General features: G+C 60.4%; 18 protein-coding genes. 13 read left to right on the top strand and 5 right to left on the bottom strand.

Annotated features, from left to right (window positions below):
- The first annotated feature begins 54 nt into the window (after positions 1 to 54).
- From pheS to GRI43_RS11670, 7 genes are all read left to right on the top strand, one after another.
- Positions 55 to 1,155: a phenylalanine--tRNA ligase subunit alpha gene (gene pheS / locus GRI43_RS11640; protein ID WP_160731266.1), complete on the top strand. Its 1,101-nt coding sequence runs from the start codon at positions 55 to 57 to the stop codon at positions 1,153 to 1,155.
- Positions 1,152 to 3,551, top strand: a complete 2,400-nt coding sequence (gene pheT, locus GRI43_RS11645) for a phenylalanine--tRNA ligase subunit beta (RefSeq protein WP_160731267.1) — start codon at positions 1,152 to 1,154, stop codon at positions 3,549 to 3,551. Before pheS ends, pheT begins: the two co-directional genes overlap by 4 nt.
- 2 nt (positions 3,552 to 3,553) lie before the next feature.
- Complete coding sequence (locus tag GRI43_RS11650; protein ID WP_160731268.1) at positions 3,554 to 5,077, top strand: peptide chain release factor 3; 1,524 nt, start codon at positions 3,554 to 3,556, stop codon at positions 5,075 to 5,077.
- A gap of 31 nt (positions 5,078 to 5,108) precedes the next feature.
- On the top strand, positions 5,109 to 5,675 hold the full coding sequence (locus GRI43_RS11655) for a pyridoxamine 5'-phosphate oxidase family protein (RefSeq protein WP_160731269.1): 567 nt from the start codon (positions 5,109 to 5,111) through the stop codon (positions 5,673 to 5,675).
- Between the two features lie 9 nt (positions 5,676 to 5,684).
- Positions 5,685 to 6,386 carry an endonuclease/exonuclease/phosphatase family protein gene (locus GRI43_RS11660; protein WP_160731270.1) on the top strand — a complete coding sequence of 234 codons (702 nt, stop codon included), beginning with the start codon at positions 5,685 to 5,687 and terminating at the stop codon, positions 6,384 to 6,386.
- A 150-nt stretch (positions 6,387 to 6,536) separates the two neighbouring features.
- On the top strand, positions 6,537 to 6,875 hold the full coding sequence (locus GRI43_RS11665; protein WP_160731718.1) for a P-II family nitrogen regulator: 339 nt from the start codon (positions 6,537 to 6,539) through the stop codon (positions 6,873 to 6,875).
- A 29-nt stretch (positions 6,876 to 6,904) separates the two neighbouring features.
- Entirely contained in the window at positions 6,905 to 8,242 is a 1,338-nt protein-coding gene (locus GRI43_RS11670; protein WP_160731719.1) for an ammonium transporter, read from the top strand.
- A gap of 182 nt (positions 8,243 to 8,424) precedes the next feature.
- Here the strand turns inward: GRI43_RS11670 and GRI43_RS11675 are convergent, their stop codons facing one another.
- The 3 genes from GRI43_RS11675 to GRI43_RS11685 are packed head-to-tail and all read right to left on the bottom strand — an operon-like array spanning position 8,425 to position 11,398.
- Entirely contained in the window at positions 8,425 to 10,008 is a 1,584-nt protein-coding gene (locus GRI43_RS11675) for a GMC family oxidoreductase (protein WP_160731271.1), read from the bottom strand.
- A gap of 21 nt (positions 10,009 to 10,029) precedes the next feature.
- Entirely contained in the window at positions 10,030 to 10,995 is a 966-nt protein-coding gene (locus GRI43_RS11680; RefSeq protein WP_160731272.1) for a sterol desaturase family protein, read from the bottom strand.
- 1 nt (position 10,996) lies between these two features.
- On the bottom strand, positions 10,997 to 11,398 hold the full coding sequence (locus tag GRI43_RS11685) for a hypothetical protein (RefSeq protein ID WP_160731273.1): 402 nt from the start codon (positions 11,396 to 11,398) through the stop codon (positions 10,997 to 10,999).
- Positions 11,399 to 11,484: 86 nt separating this feature from the next.
- On the opposite strand from GRI43_RS11685, the gene GRI43_RS11690 reads away from it, so the two are divergent.
- On the top strand, positions 11,485 to 12,918 hold the full coding sequence (locus tag GRI43_RS11690; RefSeq protein WP_160731274.1) for an amidohydrolase: 1,434 nt from the start codon (positions 11,485 to 11,487) through the stop codon (positions 12,916 to 12,918).
- 8 nt (positions 12,919 to 12,926) lie between these two features.
- On the opposite strand, the gene GRI43_RS11695 is transcribed toward GRI43_RS11690, so the two are convergent.
- Positions 12,927 to 13,367: a protein tyrosine phosphatase family protein gene (locus GRI43_RS11695; protein ID WP_160731275.1), complete on the bottom strand. Its 441-nt coding sequence runs from the start codon at positions 13,365 to 13,367 to the stop codon at positions 12,927 to 12,929.
- Between the two features lie 260 nt (positions 13,368 to 13,627).
- Between GRI43_RS11695 and GRI43_RS14045 the strand changes: the two genes are divergently transcribed.
- Entirely contained in the window at positions 13,628 to 14,431 is an 804-nt protein-coding gene (locus GRI43_RS14045; protein ID WP_160731276.1) for a cold-shock protein, read from the top strand.
- A gap of 10 nt (positions 14,432 to 14,441) precedes the next feature.
- On the opposite strand, the gene GRI43_RS11705 is transcribed toward GRI43_RS14045, so the two are convergent.
- Positions 14,442 to 14,600, bottom strand: a complete 159-nt coding sequence (locus GRI43_RS11705) for a hypothetical protein (protein WP_160731277.1) — start codon at positions 14,598 to 14,600, stop codon at positions 14,442 to 14,444.
- On the opposite strand from GRI43_RS11705, the gene GRI43_RS11710 reads away from it, so the two are divergent.
- From GRI43_RS11710 to GRI43_RS11725, 4 genes are read left to right on the top strand one after another with little or no spacing between them, the layout of a single operon-like run.
- Positions 14,593 to 15,783, top strand: coding sequence for an aspartate aminotransferase family protein (locus GRI43_RS11710; RefSeq protein ID WP_160731278.1), 1,191 nt, complete (start codon positions 14,593 to 14,595; stop codon positions 15,781 to 15,783). The two genes, GRI43_RS11705 and GRI43_RS11710, sit on opposite strands and share 8 nt — an antisense overlap.
- Positions 15,784 to 15,791: 8 nt before the next feature.
- Complete coding sequence (argF, locus tag GRI43_RS11715) at positions 15,792 to 16,724, top strand: ornithine carbamoyltransferase (RefSeq protein WP_160731279.1); 933 nt, start codon at positions 15,792 to 15,794, stop codon at positions 16,722 to 16,724.
- A 46-nt stretch (positions 16,725 to 16,770) separates the two neighbouring features.
- On the top strand, positions 16,771 to 17,664 hold the full coding sequence (gene hslO, locus GRI43_RS11720; protein ID WP_160731280.1) for an Hsp33 family molecular chaperone HslO: 894 nt from the start codon (positions 16,771 to 16,773) through the stop codon (positions 17,662 to 17,664).
- A 58-nt stretch (positions 17,665 to 17,722) separates the two neighbouring features.
- Complete coding sequence (locus GRI43_RS11725; RefSeq protein ID WP_235903741.1) at positions 17,723 to 18,163, top strand: DUF3617 domain-containing protein; 441 nt, start codon at positions 17,723 to 17,725, stop codon at positions 18,161 to 18,163.
- Positions 18,164 to 18,191: the final 28 nt, after the last annotated feature.

Below are 18,191 nucleotides of genomic sequence, written 5' to 3' on the forward strand. Positions count from 1 at the left end.
CTGCCAATCTGCACCTTTGCCTTGCGCGCAAATTGGCGCTAGCGCGCCTTCGCCATGGAAGAATTGAAGACACAGAAAAACACCGCCCTCGAGGCGATTGAAGCCGCAGGCTCGCTTGACGCTGTAGAGGCGCTGCGCGTCGATGCGCTGGGCAAGCAGGGCTGGATCAGCCAGCTGCTCAAAACCCTGGGCAAGATGACCCCGGAAGAACGCCAGGAAAAAGCCCCAGCGATCCAGCAGGCGCGGGCCGAAGTGGCCGATGCCATCGCCGCCCGCAAGGACGCGCTGGAAAATGCCGAGCTTGACCGACGACTGGCAACCGAAACGCTCGACCTGTCTCTGCCCGCTCCGGACGAGGCGAGGGGAACGGTCCATCCGGTCAGCCAGGTGATGGACGAACTGGCAGAGATTTTCGCCGATCTCGGTTTCGCGGTGAAGACCGGTCCCGAAGTCGAGGATGACTGGCACAATTTCACCGCGCTCAACATGGATGAGCACCATCCGGCGCGCGCGATGCATGACACATTCTATTTCCCTGACAGGGACAAGGAAGACCGTGCGATGCTGCTGCGCACGCACACCTCGCCCGTGCAGATCCGCACGATGGTGAACGAGGGTGCGCCAGTGCGGATTATCGCGCCGGGCCGCGTTTACCGCAGCGACAGCGATGCCACACACACGCCGATGTTCCATCAGGTGGAAGGCCTGGTGATCGACCGGGACATCCACCTTGGCCATCTGAAATGGACGCTGGAAACCTTCCTCAAGGCATTTTTCGAGCGCGACGATATCGTCCTGCGCCTGCGCCCGTCATACTTCCCCTTCACCGAGCCGAGCGTTGAGGTCGATGTCGGCTTCGAGATCGTCAAGGGCCGCCGCGTACTGGGCGGATCGGGTGATGCCCCCGGTCATGCGTGGATGGAATTGCTGGGCAGTGGCATGGTCAACCGCCGGGTGATCGAATTCGCCGGTCTCGATCCTGACGAATGGCAGGGCTTTGCCTTCGGCGTGGGCGTGGACCGCCTCGCGATGCTGAAATACGGAATGGACGATTTGCGCGCTTTCTTCGACGGCGACATTCGCTGGCTGCAGCATTACGGGTTCAGCCCCTATGACCAGCCGACCCTTTCCGCAGGCGTAGGAGCACCGGCATGAAGTTCTCCCTGACCTGGCTCAAGGATCACCTCGAAACCGAGGCGAGTGTTGCGGAACTGGCGGCGGCGATGAACCGTATCGGTCTGGAGGTCGAAGGTATCGAGGACCCGGCGGAAAAGCTCGCCGGTTTCACCGTGGCAAAAGTTCTCACTGCGGCCAAGCACCCCGATGCCGACAAGCTGCAGGTGCTAACCGTGGACACCGGCGCGGGCGATCCCCTGCAGGTGGTTTGCGGGGCGCCCAATGCGCGCTCGGGGATGAAGGGTGTGCTGGGCCAGCCCGGCGCTGTCGTGCCTTCCAACGGAATGGAGCTGCGCAAGAGCGCGATCCGCGGCGTCGAATCGAACGGCATGATGTGCTCAGTGCGCGAACTGGAGCTGGGCGACGAGCATGACGGCATCATCGAGCTGCCCGATGACGCGCCCGTCGGCGAAAGCTTCGCCAGCTATCACGGCACCTCGCCAGTGTTCGATGTGGCGATTACCCCCAACCGCCCGGACTGTATGGGCGTGCACGGCATCGCGCGCGATCTTGCGGCTGCTGGTATGGGCACGCTGAAGCCGATTGCCATGCCGCCTTTCGAGGAAGCGGGCGCATGTCCGGTTGAAATCCGCACGGATGATCCGGAAGGTTGCCCAGCATTCTATGGCCGCGTGATTACCGGCGTCCGCAATGGACCGTCGCCTGATTGGCTGCAGCAGCGCCTGCAAAGTGCAGGGCAGCGGCCCATCTCGCTGTTGGTCGATCTGACCAATTACCTGATGCTGGCCTATGGCCGCCCGGCGCACGCTTACGATCTGGCGAAGCTGAACGGTGCCGTCACTGCCCGCCGCGCCAAGGATGGCGAACAGGTACTGGCGCTTAACGAAAAGACCTATACGCTTAATAGCGAGATGACCGTCATCGCGGACGATAACGGCGTGCACGACATCGCCGGTATTATGGGCGGCGAGAATTCGGGCTGTTCGGATTCAACCACCGACGTGCTGCTCGAAATCGCCTATTTCGATCCTCACCGGATTGGCCAGACGGGCCGCAAGCTGGGCCTGTCGTCCGACGCGCGGACCCGGTTCGAGCGCGGCGTCGATCCCGCGTTTCTCGATGATGGACTGGACCTGCTGACCGGTCTGATCGCCGAACTCGCAGGGGGCGCAGCGACACAAAAGGTCCGCGCCGGAACCCCGCCTGCCGAGGCCCGGTCGGTGTCCTTCGATCCAGCTCTGACGCAGCGGCTAGGAGGGGTGGATGTTGCCTCTGACGAGCAGCAGCGGATTCTCGAATCGCTTGGCTTCGCCGTCGATGCGTCGGCTGTTCCGTGGGCGGTAACCGCGCCTCTGCGCCGCCACGATGTGGAAGGTCCGGCAGATCTGGTCGAGGAAGTCGTGCGCATTTACGGCATCGACGATATCGCCAGTGTTGCTTTGCCGCGTGCGGAGGGTGTTGCCGTGCCGACCGCGTCGAGCGAACAGAAGCAGGAGCGGCGCGTTCGCCGTGCTGCTGCGGGCCGCGGGCTGAATGAGGCGGTTACCTGGTCATTCCTGCCGGTGCCGGAGGCAGAACATTTTGCCGACGGTCACAAGCTCTGGGCGCTCGACAACCCGATCAGCGAAGACATGAAGGCGATGCGCCCGTCCATGATTCCCGGCTTGCTGATGGCTGCCAAACGCAATGTCGATCGCGGCGCCGGTGCGCTGCGGCTGTTCGAGATCGGCCGGCGGTATTTCCGCAATGATGACGGGTCCAGCAACGAGAAGCCGACTGTCGGTGTGGTGCTGGCGGGCGAGAAAACCCCGCGCGGTTGGGCATCGGGCAAGGCGGTACATTTCGATGCTTTCGACGCCAAGGCAGAGGCTATGGCGCTGCTGGCAGAGGCCGGCGCCCCGGCTGACAAATTGCAGGTGATGGGCGAGGCCGGCGGTCAATTCCACCCTGGTCAGTCCGGCACCTTGCGTCTGGGACCAAAGAACGTACTGGCCCGCTTCGGCGCGCTGCATCCCAAGACGCTTGAGGCTTTCGACATTGAAGTGCCGGTCGTCGCGGTGGAGATTTTCCTCGACGCGATCCCTGGAAAGAAGGGCGCGGCAAGTTTCGCCAGAAGCAATTATTCGCCGCCCGCATTGCAATCCGTCATGCGCGATTTCGCGTTTCTCGTTCCGGCTCAACTGCCGGCAGGCGACTTGCAGCGCATGGTCAAGGGTGCGGACAAGGCGAACATCGTGGATGCGCGCATCTTCGATGTCTTTGCCGGTCAGGGCGTGCCAGAGGGCAAGAAATCGGTCGCGATCGAAGTGACGCTTCAACCTGCCGATAAGAGCTACAAGGAAGAAGACCTGAAAGCGATTTCGGACAAGGTCGTCGCCGCCGCGGCAAAACTCGGCGCGGAACTGCGCGGCTGATCATGACATCCGACAGGCGAACATTTGCGATCATTTCGCATCCCGATGCTGGTAAGACCACGCTGACAGAAAAACTGCTGCTGCAAGGCGGCGCGATCCACCTTGCGGGCGAGGTCAAGGCGCGCGGGCAGGCGCGGCGCGCACGGTCCGATTGGATGAAGATCGAACAGCAGCGCGGAATTTCGGTCACATCCAGCGTGATGACATTCGAGCGGGACGGGATTACCTTCAACCTGCTCGACACGCCGGGGCACGAGGATTTCTCCGAAGACACCTACCGCACGCTAACGGCGGTCGATTCGGCGATCATGGTGATCGATGCCGCCAAGGGTATCGAACCGCAGACGCGCAAGCTGTTCGAGGTTTGCCGGCTGCGCAGCGTGCCGATCATTACCTTCGTCAACAAGGTCGACCGCGAAGGGCGCCCGGTTTTCGAATTGCTCGATGAAATTGCCGACATGCTGGCGCTCGACGTCAGCCCGCAAATGTTTCCGGTCGGAATGGGTGGCCAGTTTGAAGGCATTCTGGAATTCGAAGGCGGCACTGTCGCGCGCCCTGAAGGTCCGTCGAAAGAATTTCTGGGTAAGCGGGACGCAGATCCGGTTTTGCCTGACGAAGTCGCAGAAAATGCCGAACTGGCGCAGATCGGTTATCCCGAGTTCGATCTGGAAGCCTATCGCAATGGCGATCTGACGCCGGTCTATTTCGGTTCTGCGCTGAAGAATTTCGGCGTTACCGAGTTGATCGATGCGATTGCCAAATATGCTCCGCCGCCCCGGCCGCAGCCGGCCGGTGAAACTCAGGTGCAGCCCGATGACGACGAGGTTACCGGTTTCATCTTCAAGGTTCAGGCCAATATGGACCCGAACCACCGCGACCGGATCGCCTTCATGCGGCAGGTTTCGGGCACGTTTAAACGCGGGATGAAATTGATTCCGTCGGGTCTTGGCAAGCCGATCGCGATCCATTCTCCGATCCTGTTCTTTGCGCAGGACCGCGAAATTGCCGACACCGCCGAGGCGGGTGATATCATCGGCATCCCCAATCACGGGACTTTGCGGGTTGGCGACACGCTGAGCGAAAACAACAAGCTGCGATTTACCGGACTGCCCAATTTCGCGCCGGAGATTCTCCGCCGGGTCCAGCTGAAAGACCCGACCAAGACCAAGCAGCTGCGCAAGGCGCTGGACGACCTTTCCGAAGAGGGCGTGATCCAGGTATTTTATCCCGAACTGGGTGCGAACCATATCGTGGGCGTAGTCGGCCAGTTGCAGCTGGAAGTGCTGATCTCGCGGTTGTCGGCGGAATACAAGGTCGAAGCTGCGCTGGAGGCGGCCCCGTTTGCGACGGCCCGCTGGGTAAAGGGCGAAGGTCAGGCGATGAAGGATTTCGAGGAATTCAATCGCCCTCATCTCGCCAAGGACCGCGATGGCGACCTTGTGTTTCTGGCCAAGTCCCCGTGGGATGTGAGCTATCAGGAAGAGAAAAATCCAGATCTGAAATTTTCCGCTACCAAGGAGCGGTGACAAGCCGCGCTTGCGAGCGTAGCATTGTGAAATGGCCGAATTTTTCGACACGCTGCAGGATGATCATATTGCGATGATTGGCAGGCAGCCGGTGTTCTTCGTGGCCACTGCGGCGGAGGGGTCGCGCGTCAATCTCAGCCCAAAGGGCTATGACGCTTTCCGCGTTCTGGAGCCGGGGCGGGTTGCATATCTCGACCTTGGCGGGTCGGGCAACGAAACCCATGCCCATCTGGTGGCGAATGGCCGGATCACGGTCATGTTCTGCAATTTCGAACAGCCAGCCTTGATCCTCAGAATTTATGGTCAGGGCGTTCCGGTGCTGCCCCAGGATGCACAGTGGGACGCATTGGCGCAGCATTTCACCCTGCTGCCAGGAACGCGGCAGATCTTCGACATCAAGGTGGAAAGCGTTCAGACCAGCTGCGGTTACGGCGTTCCATTCATGGAATTCGAGCGTGAGCGGGACACACTGACCAAGCACCATGCCCGCGCCAATCCGTCCGAATGGGCGGCGAAATACGGAATGCAGCTGTCGAGTATTGACGGTTTGCCTGCGCGGCCGACCGACCGGTACATTCCGGGCGAGCCAGAGGAATAGGCACCTTTCGTGAGGCTAAAATTCGCCAGCTATAACATCCACAAGGCCGTGGGCACCGACGGGCGCCGCGATGCAGACCGGATCATCACGGTCCTGCGCGAGCTGGATGCGGATATCATCGCCTTGCAGGAGGCGGATTTGCGGGTCGGCCAGAGGGCCAGCGTTCTGGAACGTGCCGCGCTGGACGACACGCCGTGGAAACCGGTGGATGTGGCCAAGCGGCCGCGCAGCCTGGGTTGGCACGGCAATGCCCTGCTCGTGCGGCGAAAATTCAAGATCATCAACGCCGAACCGCTCGATCTGCCGACGCTTGAGCCGCGCGGAGCGGCGCGCGCGGACCTCCACATTGACGGAATCAGGGTCCGCGTTGTGGGAATGCACCTCGACCTGTCCGGTCTGCGCAGGCGCGATCAGATCAAGGCCGTGCTGGGTCATGTCGAGGATTGCGGGCCAGCCTGTCCGACAGTGCTGATGGGCGATTTCAACCAATGGGGTAACCAGACCGGGGCGATGCAGGAATTCAATGCGGGCTGGCACATCCTCGACACAGGCCGCAGCTTCCCCTCGCGCCAGCCGATTGCCCGGCTCGACAGAATTGTGACTTCGCCCGAGTGGGGCTGCCTTGAACAACACGTTCACCACAGCGGCATGGCGGCACAGGCATCGGACCATTTGCCGATCGTCGCCCACCTAGAATTGCCTAATTTATAGGCATCGCCTAATAATCAGGCAATTTGTTCCTTCGTGGGGAAGGTTTGTTGCGCACTAACCCCTGCGGAATCCGGGATATTTCAAAACTGGCACGGCTTTTGCTGCATGTGCGAAGTCGACGACGGGTCGGCGGACAAGCAGGGGCCAGAGATGAAGTTCATCATCGCCGTAATCAAACCATTCAAGCTCGACGAGGTGCGCGAAGCACTCGGCGCCATTGGCGTGGCGGGCATGACCGTTTCCGAGGTCAAAGGCTTCGGACGTCAAAAAGGGCAAACCGAGATTTATCGGGGTGCTGAATATTCCACCAACATGCTTCCCAAGGTGAAGCTGGAAATTGCAGCTGGCGACGACATCGCCGCTCAGGTGGTTGAAACCATCAAGGATACCGCAAGCACCGAGTCGATCGGCGACGGAAAGATCTTCGTTTTCGACCTCGCCGACGCGACGCGCATCCGCACCGGCGAAACCGGGGACACAGCGCTATGACCGCTCTTCCAGACATGAAGGAAACTTCCATGATCCGCAAAATTCTTGGCGGGGCTGGCGCGCTTGGCGCGTCGTTTGCCGCCGCCGCACCCGCATGGGCACAGGACGCTGCCGAAGCTGCGCCAGCAGTGGCCAATCCCGGAAACAACGCCTGGATGATGACATCGACCATTCTGGTCCTGCTGATGATCATTCCCGGCCTGACGCTGTTCTATGGCGGCCTCACCCGCTCGAAAAACATGCTGTCGACCATGACCCAAATCGGTGCGACGGCGTCGCTCGCGATGCTCGTATGGGTGATGTGGGGCTTCAGCCTCGCCTTCGGTTCGGAAACCTATGAAGGCGCGCTCGGCCTGTTTGTCAGCGGGGGCAGCTACTTCCTCTCGGGCATGGACGCCAGCACGACTGCTGCGACGTTCACCGACGAAGTCATCAGCGAATATGTGTTTGTAAGCTTCCAGATGACCTTCGCCGCGATTACCGCAGCGCTGATCCTTGGTGCGACGGCTGAACGGATGAAGTTCAGCGCAGTGATGGCATTCGTGCCGATCTGGCTGACCATCGTCTATTTCCCGATTGCCCACATGGTCTGGGCAGGCGGCGGGCTTCTGTTCGAAGCTGGTGCGCTCGATTTCGCCGGCGGCACCGTGGTGCACATCAACGCAGGTGTTTCGGGCCTGGTCCTCGCATTCCTTCTCGGCAAACGCCGCGGCTATCCGGCTGAGCCGATGCCTCCGCACAGCCTGACGCTGACCATGGTCGGCACAGGCCTGCTGTGGGTCGGTTGGTTCGGGTTCAACGCCGGTTCCGCTCTTGAAGCGGACGGGTCTGCCGGACTTGCCATGATCAACACCTTCGTTGCGACAGCAGCCGGTGCCCTGTCCTGGATGGTCATCGAACGTCTCGCTGGTCACAAGGGATCAGCCCTCGGCTTCTGTTCCGGTGTTATCGCCGGTCTGGTTGCGGTGACCCCGGCTGCCGGCAACTCCGGTCCGTTCGGTGCGATCCTGCTCGGCATCGTATCATCTGCAGTCTGCTACTTCGCGGTTGCCAAGCTCAAAGCCAAGTTCGGCTATGATGACAGCCTTGATGCGTTCGGCATCCACGGCATTGGCGGCATCGTCGGTGCGATCGGTACAGGCATTGTCTACCAGCCGTTCCTCGGCGGACCGGGCGATGGCTCGACCGGCGTGGCAGCACAGCTGTGGATCCAGACCGAAGGCGTTCTCGTCACGATCGTCTGGGCCGGTGTCGGCACTCTGATCGCCGGGCTTATCGTCAAGGCACTTCTCGGCCTCCGGGTTTCGGAAGAAGCCGAAGTCGACGGCCTCGACATCAGCGAACACGGCGAACGCGCCTACAACTAATTCACCAGGTACGGCGGGGCCGGGAGATCCTCTCCCCTCCCGTTCCCGCCGCACAACGTTCCTCCTGCGAACAACACTCAACGGGCCGGCGCTGCAAAGCTCCGGCCCCTTTTTTGTGTGGGCGCATTTGTGCTGGCGAGAACCTCGCCCGGATATCCCCAAGCAGTAGTGTGGTTCCGGCCCTAGCCGCCGTTCATGATGAAGTCGGCGCAGCGTTCGCCGATCATGATCGACGGGGCATTGGTGTTGCCGCTGACGATCTTGGGCATAACGCTGGCATCGGCGATCCACAGGCCGTCAACGCCGCGCGCCTTCAGCTTGGTATCGACAACGCTGTTCTCGTCGGCCCCCATCCGGCACGTGCCGACAGGGTGATAGACGGTGTCTGCACGGTTGCGGATCAGCTGATCGAGAGCATCGTCGTCGTTCAGATTGATCTCGTGGCGGTCCTTCGGTTCGTAATCCGCCAGCGGCGAAGCCTCGGCAATCCGGTGAGACAAGCGCACGCCTGCGCGCAGCACCGCGATGTCGCGTTCATCATCGAGGAAATTGGGGTCGATACGCGGCGCATCTTTCGTGTCAGCCGAATTCAGGCGCACTGTCCCCCGGCTTTCGGGCCGAAGGACGCAGGCGTGGAGCGAAAAGCCGTGCCCTTTTACCTTTTCGCGTCCGTGATCTTCCAGCATCGCCGGAACGAAATGCCACTGGATGTCGGGGGCGGGGGCATCGGGCATCACGCTCCAGAAACCGCCGGCCTCTGCATAGGGGGTGGTCATGATGCCGGTGCGTTTGCGCCGGTGTTCGATGATCGCCTTGGCCATGCGGGCAGTCCCGGCGGCGCTGTCGCCTATCGGGTCCTTGGATTCGGTTTCCCAGCTCGACACGTAATCGATATGGTCCTGCAGGTCGCTGCCAACTGCTGGCGCGTCGCGAACCACGTTAATCCCGTGCTCCTTCAGGTGGGCCGCCGGACCGATGCCGGAAACCATCATGATCTGAGGTGAATTGAATGCACCGGCAGACAGGATCACGCCGCCGCGCGCGGTCAGGATCTTGCGCCGCCGGCCCTGCCTGATCGCGACGCCCGTAACCTTGCCGCCTTCGATGATCAGCTTGTCGACCAGCGTCTTCGTGCGGATTTCAAGATTGGGCATATCCCGCAGCGGTTCGATATACGCACGCGCGGCTGACCAGCGTTCACCATTGCGCTGCGTCACTTGGTAGACACCGAAGCCATCCTGACGCTGGCCGTTGAAATCCTCATTCAGCCGCAGTTGGAGCGACTCCGCACTCGATACAAAAGCCTTGCTGGTCGGGTTCACCCATTTCTGGTCGGAAACGAACAGCGGACCTTCACCGCCATGGAAATCGTCCGCGCCGCGTTCGTTGCTTTCCGCGTATTTGAAAAACGGCAGGACATCATCATAGCTCCAGCCATCGCAGCCGAGCTCAGCCCAATTATCGTAATCCCACTTGTTACCGCGAATGTAGACCATCGCATTGATGGCCGATGATCCGCCCAGACCTTTGCCCCTCGGTTGATAGCCTATGCGGCCGTTCAACCCCTTTTGCGGGACCGTGTCATACCGGTAATTGGTGTTCTTTAGGAGGAACGGCATGAAGCCGGGCGTTTTGACCAGCATGTTGTCGTTACGCCCACCTGCCTCGAGCAGGCAGACGCTGTGCTTGCCATATTCTGCGAGCCTGCCGGCAACAGCGCTGCCCGCGCTGCCTCCGCCGATTACGATGTAGTCGAACTGATCCATGACCTCTCCTTTACGGAAAGGTTAAGCGGCTTCCTCGCCCGGGGCAATTGCGTTGTTATCTGCAATGCGATTTTGGCCCTGATTTTCGGGCTGCTGCGCCTGGCGAGCTTGCCAGCGTTCCCGGATCATGTCGGACGTTTCTCGGCTGCCGTCGTGGGTCCAGCCGGGTTCGCGCAGCAGATAGGCGAGCTTGTGCCTCCACGGTGCCTTCCAGATATCGGCCAGCATGCCGATCCATTCATGGAAGACGGCCCACAGCAGGTTGAAACTGCCCAATTGCTTCACGATCCCGTAGCGGATGCGTTCGCTGTCGACCTCGGGCTGGAACGTGCCGAACAGCTTGTCCCAGATGATGAAGACTCCGGCATAGTTCCGGTCGAGATACAGCGGATTGGTTGCATGGTGCACGCGGTGGTGGCTGGGCGTGTTCATAACCGCTTCGAACCAGCGCGGCATCTTGCCGATAGCCTCGGTGTGAATCCAGAATTGATAGATCAGGTTGAACCCGCCGGCGACCGCGATCATCACCGGATGAACGCCAAGGAAGACGAGCGGCAATTTGAAAGCAAATCCCAGCGTGAATGCCCCGGTCCATGTCTGGCGCAGCGCCGTGCTCAGATTGTAGTGCTGACTGGAATGATGGTTCACATGGCTTGCCCAGAACCACCTGACGCGGTGCCCGAACCGGTGAATCCAGTAATAGGCAAGATCATCGAGCACGAAAACAACCGGCCACAGCCACCAGATCGACCACCATTCCGGTCCAAAATCGATGACCCGGTATTCATAGGCGAGCAGGAACAGAAACAGCGCCATGCCGCCAAGCAGCAGCCCGGCGACGGTGCTGCCGAGGCCGAATGCGAGCGAGGTCAGGGTGTCGCGCGGCTCATACGCTTCCGGCCGGTGCTTGCGGGCCCAGATCATCTCTATGATCACCAGCAGGATAAACCCGGGAACGGCATATTCGGTAGGTGAGAAATCGGGCATTTCAGCGCGCCTCCAGCCGCCGCAAGCTCGCCGCCCAGACTTGTGCCTGGCGGCCCAGATCGAGGGTCACCGCGCCGAACGGGCGATCCTCGGCCTCGATTGTGAGAAGATTCTGGTCCAGCCGCGCTGTAGGCCGCCGATCAAGCAAGCGGCCAGCAAAGTGTGCACCGTGCCGGCGCAGCACCATGACACGGCCATCCCCGTCGCGCAGCAGAGCGCCGTAACCGGCGCGGTCGATAGCGATTTCAATCGGGTCGAAGCCGGTCATGATCTCGTCAGCCAGTTCGCGCGCTTCGGCCTCGCTCCGGATGCGCCGGTCGCCGCCAAGCTGCATCTTTCCCGCAAGCCATGCGAGAGCAAGAATCGCCAGAAGAGATCCGCCTATCTGCAGAAGCTGGTCCATGTGGTCGTTACTGACACAAATGTCAGTTTGCGTCGAGACTTGCCTGATCCGATCGACGCACTAGGCTCTGGGCAAAGGGGAATGAAATGACACCGATCCGCAAAGCAATCACTGCGACACTGTGTGCCGCTGCAGTCTACAGCCTGCCGGTGGCGGCCCAGACGCCCAGCCCTGTCGCCGCAGTGGAGGCGCAACAGGATCGGACCGAGCGTGTGGCGCAGCAGATATGGGACTGGGCAGAACTGGGCTATCTCGAACTCAGGTCCAGCGGACTACTGCGCAGCGAATTGCGTTCGGAAGGTTTCGCACTGCGCGAAGGCGTCGCAGGCATCCCGACTGCGTTCATCGCGGAATGGGGTGAAGGCGGGCCGGTGATTGCGCTGCTCGCTGAATTCGATGCCTTGCCGGGCATAAACCAGTCGGCGGCCCCGGTGCGCGAACCTGTCGAAGGCAAGGGTGCGGCGCATGCTTGCGGGCACAATCTGTTTGGTGCCGGTTCGCTGACGGCTGCAATCGCGATCAAGGAATGGCTCGAAGCAACCGGCACCCCTGGCCGAGTCCGGCTGTATGGCACCCCGGCGGAAGAAGGCGGATCGGGCAAGGTTTACATGGTCCGCGCCGGACTGTTCGACGATGTCGACTTCACGGTCGATTGGCATCCTGATGACGAAAACTCGGCCGCAGCGCGCACCACGCTTGCCAATCGTTCGGCCAAATTCCGTTTCCGCGGCGTTTCGGCCCATGCCGCCGGTGCGCCTGAGCGCGCCCGTTCTGCGCTGGATGGGGTGGAGGCGATGAACATGATGGTGAACATGATGCGCGAGCACACCAGCATGGATACCCGCATCCACTACGTCATTACCGAAGGCGGCGCCGCGCCAAACGTGGTGCCCGATTTTGCGGAAGTGTTTTATTATGTCCGCCACTCGGACGCGGACGAGGTTCGTGCATTATGGGAAAGGCTGGAAAGCACCGCCCGAGGCGCGGCGATGGGCACCGGTACGACCGTGGATTGGGAAATCATTCACGGTAACAATCCCAAGCTCGTGAACGAGACGCTTCAACAAGCGCTCGATACCAAACTGAGGGAACTGGGCGGGTTCACGTACACCGATGCGGAAAAGGAATGGGCCAGCGAGATCAGCGCCAGCCTTGGCGATTCGGCCAAGCCGCTGGATCAGGTGGGCGAGATTCAGCCCTATGACATCACGCTGGGCTACGGCTCGACCGATGTGGGTGATGTGTCCTGGGCAACTCCGACTGTCAGCCTGCGTGCTGCGACATGGGTGCCGGGCACCAGTTCACACAGCTGGCAATCCGCCGCCGCCAGCGGCCATTCAATTGGCGTAAAGGGCGCGCAATTCGCAGCCAAGGCAATGGCCGTGATGGCGGCTGAGCTCTATCTCAATCCTGAACTGCGGGCAGCGGCGCGGGCAGAATTCGATGCGTCACGCGGGCCGGATTATGTCTACGAATCGCTTCTTGGGGACCGGGATCCACCGCTCGACTATCGCAAGTAAGCGGAAAATCAGCCGCCGGATTTGCTGGCCAGCATTTGCAAGGTCTGGCCAATCGGGCTGATGTCATATCCTGCCTGACGTGCGGATTCGGCGATTTTGCTGACGTCCGCCCCTGCATCCGCTTGCGCGAGCGACCACAGGAAGGTGGAACGCGTGCCAGAGCGGCAATAGGCAAGCACGTTGCCCTCGGTTTGGTCCAGTGCTTGGCGCATCGCATCGACTTGGGGCAAGCTGAAGCCGGCCGATGACACAGGGATCGCCACGTATTCGATTCCCGCGTCCCGCGCGGCTTGTTCGATTTCCGAGCCGGGGGTCTGGTCAGGTGCCTCGCCATCGGGCCGATTGTTGACGATCAGCGTCACGCCCAGTGCCGCAGCATCCCGGATATCGGATGGGCTGATTTGCGGGCTGGCCATCACCTGCTCACTCAACTGCCGGAAATCACTCATGTCGTCTCCTGTTTACGCTCGCCATGTGCCTGATGGGTGGACGCGCTGCAACCATATCGCCATGCGAAAATGTCACAATCATGCGCCAGACAGGGGCACAAAGTTAAATCATTCGCGCAACTGACGATTCTGCGCTATGTGTAAAGATTGATGGGAGGTTGCAGACTGCGAGTCTTTTCTCCTGAACTGTTTGGCGCGCTTCCGCTCGCGTTGCCGGCAAATTGAATATCGGGCGGAGATACGAAGGTACGTTTTAAGTTATGGGTTATGATAAAGGGCGCCGTGGTCGGGGCCGTGATAAGCGCGATGGTTTCGGTGAAGAGAGCTTCGATCCGTTCGGTGGCGGCAGCAATTTCGGCGGTGACAGCTATGGCGGCGGCGACCGTTTTGGTGGCGGCAATGACCGGTTCGGCGGCGGCGGTGGCGGTGATCGCTTCGGCGGCGGCGGCGGCGGTCGTGGTCCCGGTGGTGGCGGCGGAGGATTCCGCGGCGGCCAAGGCGGCGGCGGCGGCGGTGGTGGCGGCGGTTTCAACCGCATGCCCGCTCAGGTTGTCGGCACCGGCAAGGGCGTCGTAAAATTCTTCAACGGCCAGAAGGGCTTCGGCTTCATCCAGCAAGAGGGCGGCGGCGAAGACGTTTTCGTTCACATCAGTGCTGTTGAGCGCGCCGGCCTTGAAGGTCTGGCGGAAGGTCAGGGTCTTGAATTCAATCTGGTCGATCGCGGCGGCAAAGTGTCGGCGCAGGACATCCAGATTGTCGGCGATGTCATTCCTGTTGAACAGAGTGCCGGCGGCGGCAATGCTGATCGCGGCGGCGATCGCGGCGGAGCCCCGCAGCGTGAACTGACCGGTGAAAAAGCTACCGGGACCGTCAAATTCTTCAATTCGATGAAGGGTTTTGGCTTCCTCGTACGGGACGATGGTCAACCAGACGCATTCGTGCATATCAGCGCGGTCGAGCGTTCGGGCCTCTCGGCTCTCAACGAAGGCGAACGCTATCAGTTCGACCTTGAAGTGGACCGACGCGGTAAACATTCAGCGGTGAACCTCGTTCCGGCCGAATAAGCCGAACAGTTCACAGCTGCACTTGATCCGGGGTCTGGTTGCCAACCGAATATTCGGCCAACCAATTGACCAAACTGGTTTCAAGTGAATAGATATTTTGAATGGCGGCTCCTATGGGGTCGCCATTCGCATTTGACGCTTTGGAAACAGGAATTTTCGCAATGGCCATCACCCCGCTCATGCCCGTCTACCCTCGCTGCGGAGTCCGTCCGGTGCGCGGTGACCACTGCCACCTGATTGACGAAGACGGCACGCGCTATCTCGATTTCGCCAGCGGCATCGCGGTGAACCTGCTCGGCCATTCGCACCCCGGCCTGATCGGAGCGATCCAGAAACAAGCGGGAACGCTGATGCATGTGAGCAACCTTTACGGCAGCCCGCAGGGTGAGAAGCTGGCGCAAATGCTGGTAGACAACACTTTTGCCGACACCGTGTTCTTCACCAATTCCGGCGCAGAGGCGGTTGAAACGGCGATCAAGACGGCCCGCGCGTATCACCAGTCCATCGGCAACGAAGATCGATACGAACTCATCACCTTCACCAATGCCTTCCATGGCCGGACCATGGCCACCATCAGTGCCTCCAATCAGGAGAAGATGCACAAGGGCTTCATGCCCCTGCTCGAAGGGTTCAAATATTGCGAATTCGATGATCTGGAGATGGCGAAATCGCTGATCGGCCCCAAAACAGCCGGCTTTCTGGTAGAACCAATTCAGGGCGAAGGCGGTATTCGCCCTGCATCCGACGAATTCATGCAGGGCCTGCGCGCGCTTGCCGACGAACACGATTTGATGCTGGTTCTGGACGAAGTGCAGTGCGGCGTTGCTCGTACCGGCACGCTCTATGCCTATGAACAATACGGGATCGTCCCTGACATCGTCGCGACTGCAAAGGGCATCGGTGGCGGTTTTCCTCTTGGCGCTTGCCTCGCAACGGAAAAAGCCGCGCGCGGCATGACCTTTGGCACGCATGGTTCCACCTATGGCGGCAACCCGCTGGCCATGGCTGCTGGTACTGCGGTCATGGAAGCTGTTGCCAACGAGGAATTTCTCGCCTCCGTGCGCGACAAAGGCGAACGCATCCGCACCCGTCTGGAACAGTTCATCGGCAATTACCCGGATCTGTTCGAACTGGTTCGCGGCAAGGGCCTGATGCTCGGGTTGAAGATGAAGGTGGAGAGTCGCCCGTTCTTCGTTCACCTGCGCGATAACCACCAGTTGATGATGGTTGCTGCCGGCGACAACACCCTGCGGCTTCTTCCGCCGCTGGTGATCGGAGATGAAGAGATTGACGAATTCTTCGACAAACTGTCGGCCGGCGCCGCCGACTATGTAATTCCCGAAGCAAGCTAGGACTGACCATGCAAAGCCCTCGGCACTTTCTCGACCTTTCCGATGCAGGCGGCGATGCCATTGCCGCCATGATTACTGATGCGCAGGAGCGAAAGGCGGCGAGGGCAGACTGGCCGAAAGGCCGTGCAGATGCAGATCGCCCGCTTGATGGGCATGTGCTGGCGATGATCTTCGAGAAGAACTCGACCCGTACACGGGTGAGTTTCGACATGGCTATGCGCCAACTCGGCGGAAGTGCCTTTGTCCTTGATTCGGGAACCAGCCAGCTCGGGCGCGGGGAAAGCATCGCCGACACTGCGCGGGTACTTAGCCGCATGGCAGATGCGATCATGCTGCGCACAGACGATCACGCCAAGATCGAGGAGATGGCCAGATACGCCACAGTCCCCGTGATCAATGGCCTGACTGATCGCTCGCACCCATGCCAGATCGTGGCCGACCTGCTCACTGTAATTGAGCATGGCAAGGCGCTGCCGGGTCTTGAGATCGCATGGCTTGGTGATGGCAATAATGTCCTGCATTCCATCCTCGAAGCGGCCAGCCTGATGAAATTCAATGTTCGGGTTGCAACCCCGGCCGGATACGAGCCCGAGGAGGAATTCGTGCAGATGGCGCGTAATGCCGGCTCGCGAGTGGATCTGACGCAGCATGCCGGTGCTGCTGCCGAAGGTGCGGATGTGCTTGTCACCGATACCTGGATTTCCATGGGTCAGGAAAATGCAGCTGAGAAGCTCGCCGCGATGGCGCCGTACCAGGTCAACGATGCACTGATGGCCAAGGCGAAACCCGGTGCCATCTTCTTGCACTGCTTGCCCGCGCATGTCGGTGATGAGGTGAACGAAAGCGTGTTCGAGGGCCCGCAATCGGTGGTCTTTGACGAGGCTGAGAACCGCATCCACGCCCAGAAATCGGTCCTGCTGTGGGCACATAACAAGCTCTGACGCCGGCGCTCCTAGCTTTCCTGGTCTTGCTACCCATATTCACGCAATGACCAAACAAATCGAAACATTCAGCGACCAGCTGCTGTCATTCACGCTGCCCGGGCAAAATGCCCGCGGGCGGAGCGTGCGGCTTGACGGTGTTCTGGATGAAGTTCTTTCCGCGCATGAATACCCTCCTGCAATCACGCATTTGCTGGCAGAGGCGCTAACGTTGACCGCGCTGATCGGCGGCCTGCAGAAAGATGCAGGCGGGCAGATGACCATGCAGGCCCAGACCGAGCAAGGCGTTGTAAACCTGCTTGTGTGTGATTTTCGCGGCGGGGAACTGCGCGGGTATGTCGATTTCGATGCAGATCGGCTGTCCGACCTCGGGGCGAACCCGTCGCTGTTCGCTCTGTTCGGCAAGGGTTATCTAGCAATCACGATCGACGGTGCAGGCAAGGAAGGTCGCTATCAGGGGATTGTCCCGCTGGAGGGCGATTCGCTTGCCCAGGCCTGTGAAACCTACTTCGTGCAATCGGAGCAGATACCGACGCTGATACGGGTCGCGATCAAGGGCGAACAGTCAGGCGCACTCGCATCTGGCCTGTTGATCCAGCACCTTCCCGATGGGGAAGAGGGGCGCGAACGGCTTCATGTCCGCCTCGATCATCCAGAATGGGAGCATGTTTCGATTCTGGCTGGCAGCATCAAGCACGACGAATTGCTCGATCGTTCGCTGTCGATGGAAGGCATCGTCTGGCGCTTGTTCCATGAAGAGGACGAAATTCGGGTCGAAACAGGATCACACCTGACGCGCGGCTGCCGCTGCACGGTGGCTCATTATCAAGATGTGCTGGGCCGCTTTCCGGAAGCCGAGAGGGCAGAAATGCGCAATGACGATGGCTTGATCCTCGTCGATTGCGCCTTCTGTTCGAAGGTATTTCCGATTTCGGTTTAGGAACTTTCCATACTTTGGAACGATTTGGTCCAACGGCCACTTGTGGTAAGAGGTGAATATGAAGATCGCAAAATATCAGATCGGCAAAGGGCCCGTGTTGCGCGCTGGCGCGCTGCGTCTGGCACTTGGCGCATTTGCGCTCGGCGTGGCCGCCGCACCTACCGCTGCACAGGCGCCAGCCCTCGCCATGCTTGATGGTCTTACCAAGGGTCAGTGGGAAATCCGTTTTCGTGATGGCAGTGCCAGCCGCAAAATTTGCGTCAGAACCGGTAGGGAATTGATCCAGCTCCGCCATGCAAAACCCAATTGCAGCCGCTTTGTAGTGGAAGATTCCGCCAACGAAGTGACGGTTCAATACACTTGCAAGGGTGACGGGTACGGACGGACCAATATCAGGCGCGAAACAGCGTCTCTGGTACAAATTCAGGGGCAGGGCATCGACGGAAGCCTGCCGTTTGAATTCACCGCAGAAGCACGACGCACGGGTGCCTGCAGGTAATATCCGGCGATTGAATCGCGGGATTGCC

The sequence above is a fragment of the Pontixanthobacter luteolus genome, assembly GCF_009828095.1.
Classification (GTDB): Bacteria; Pseudomonadota; Alphaproteobacteria; order Sphingomonadales; family Sphingomonadaceae; genus Pontixanthobacter; species Pontixanthobacter luteolus.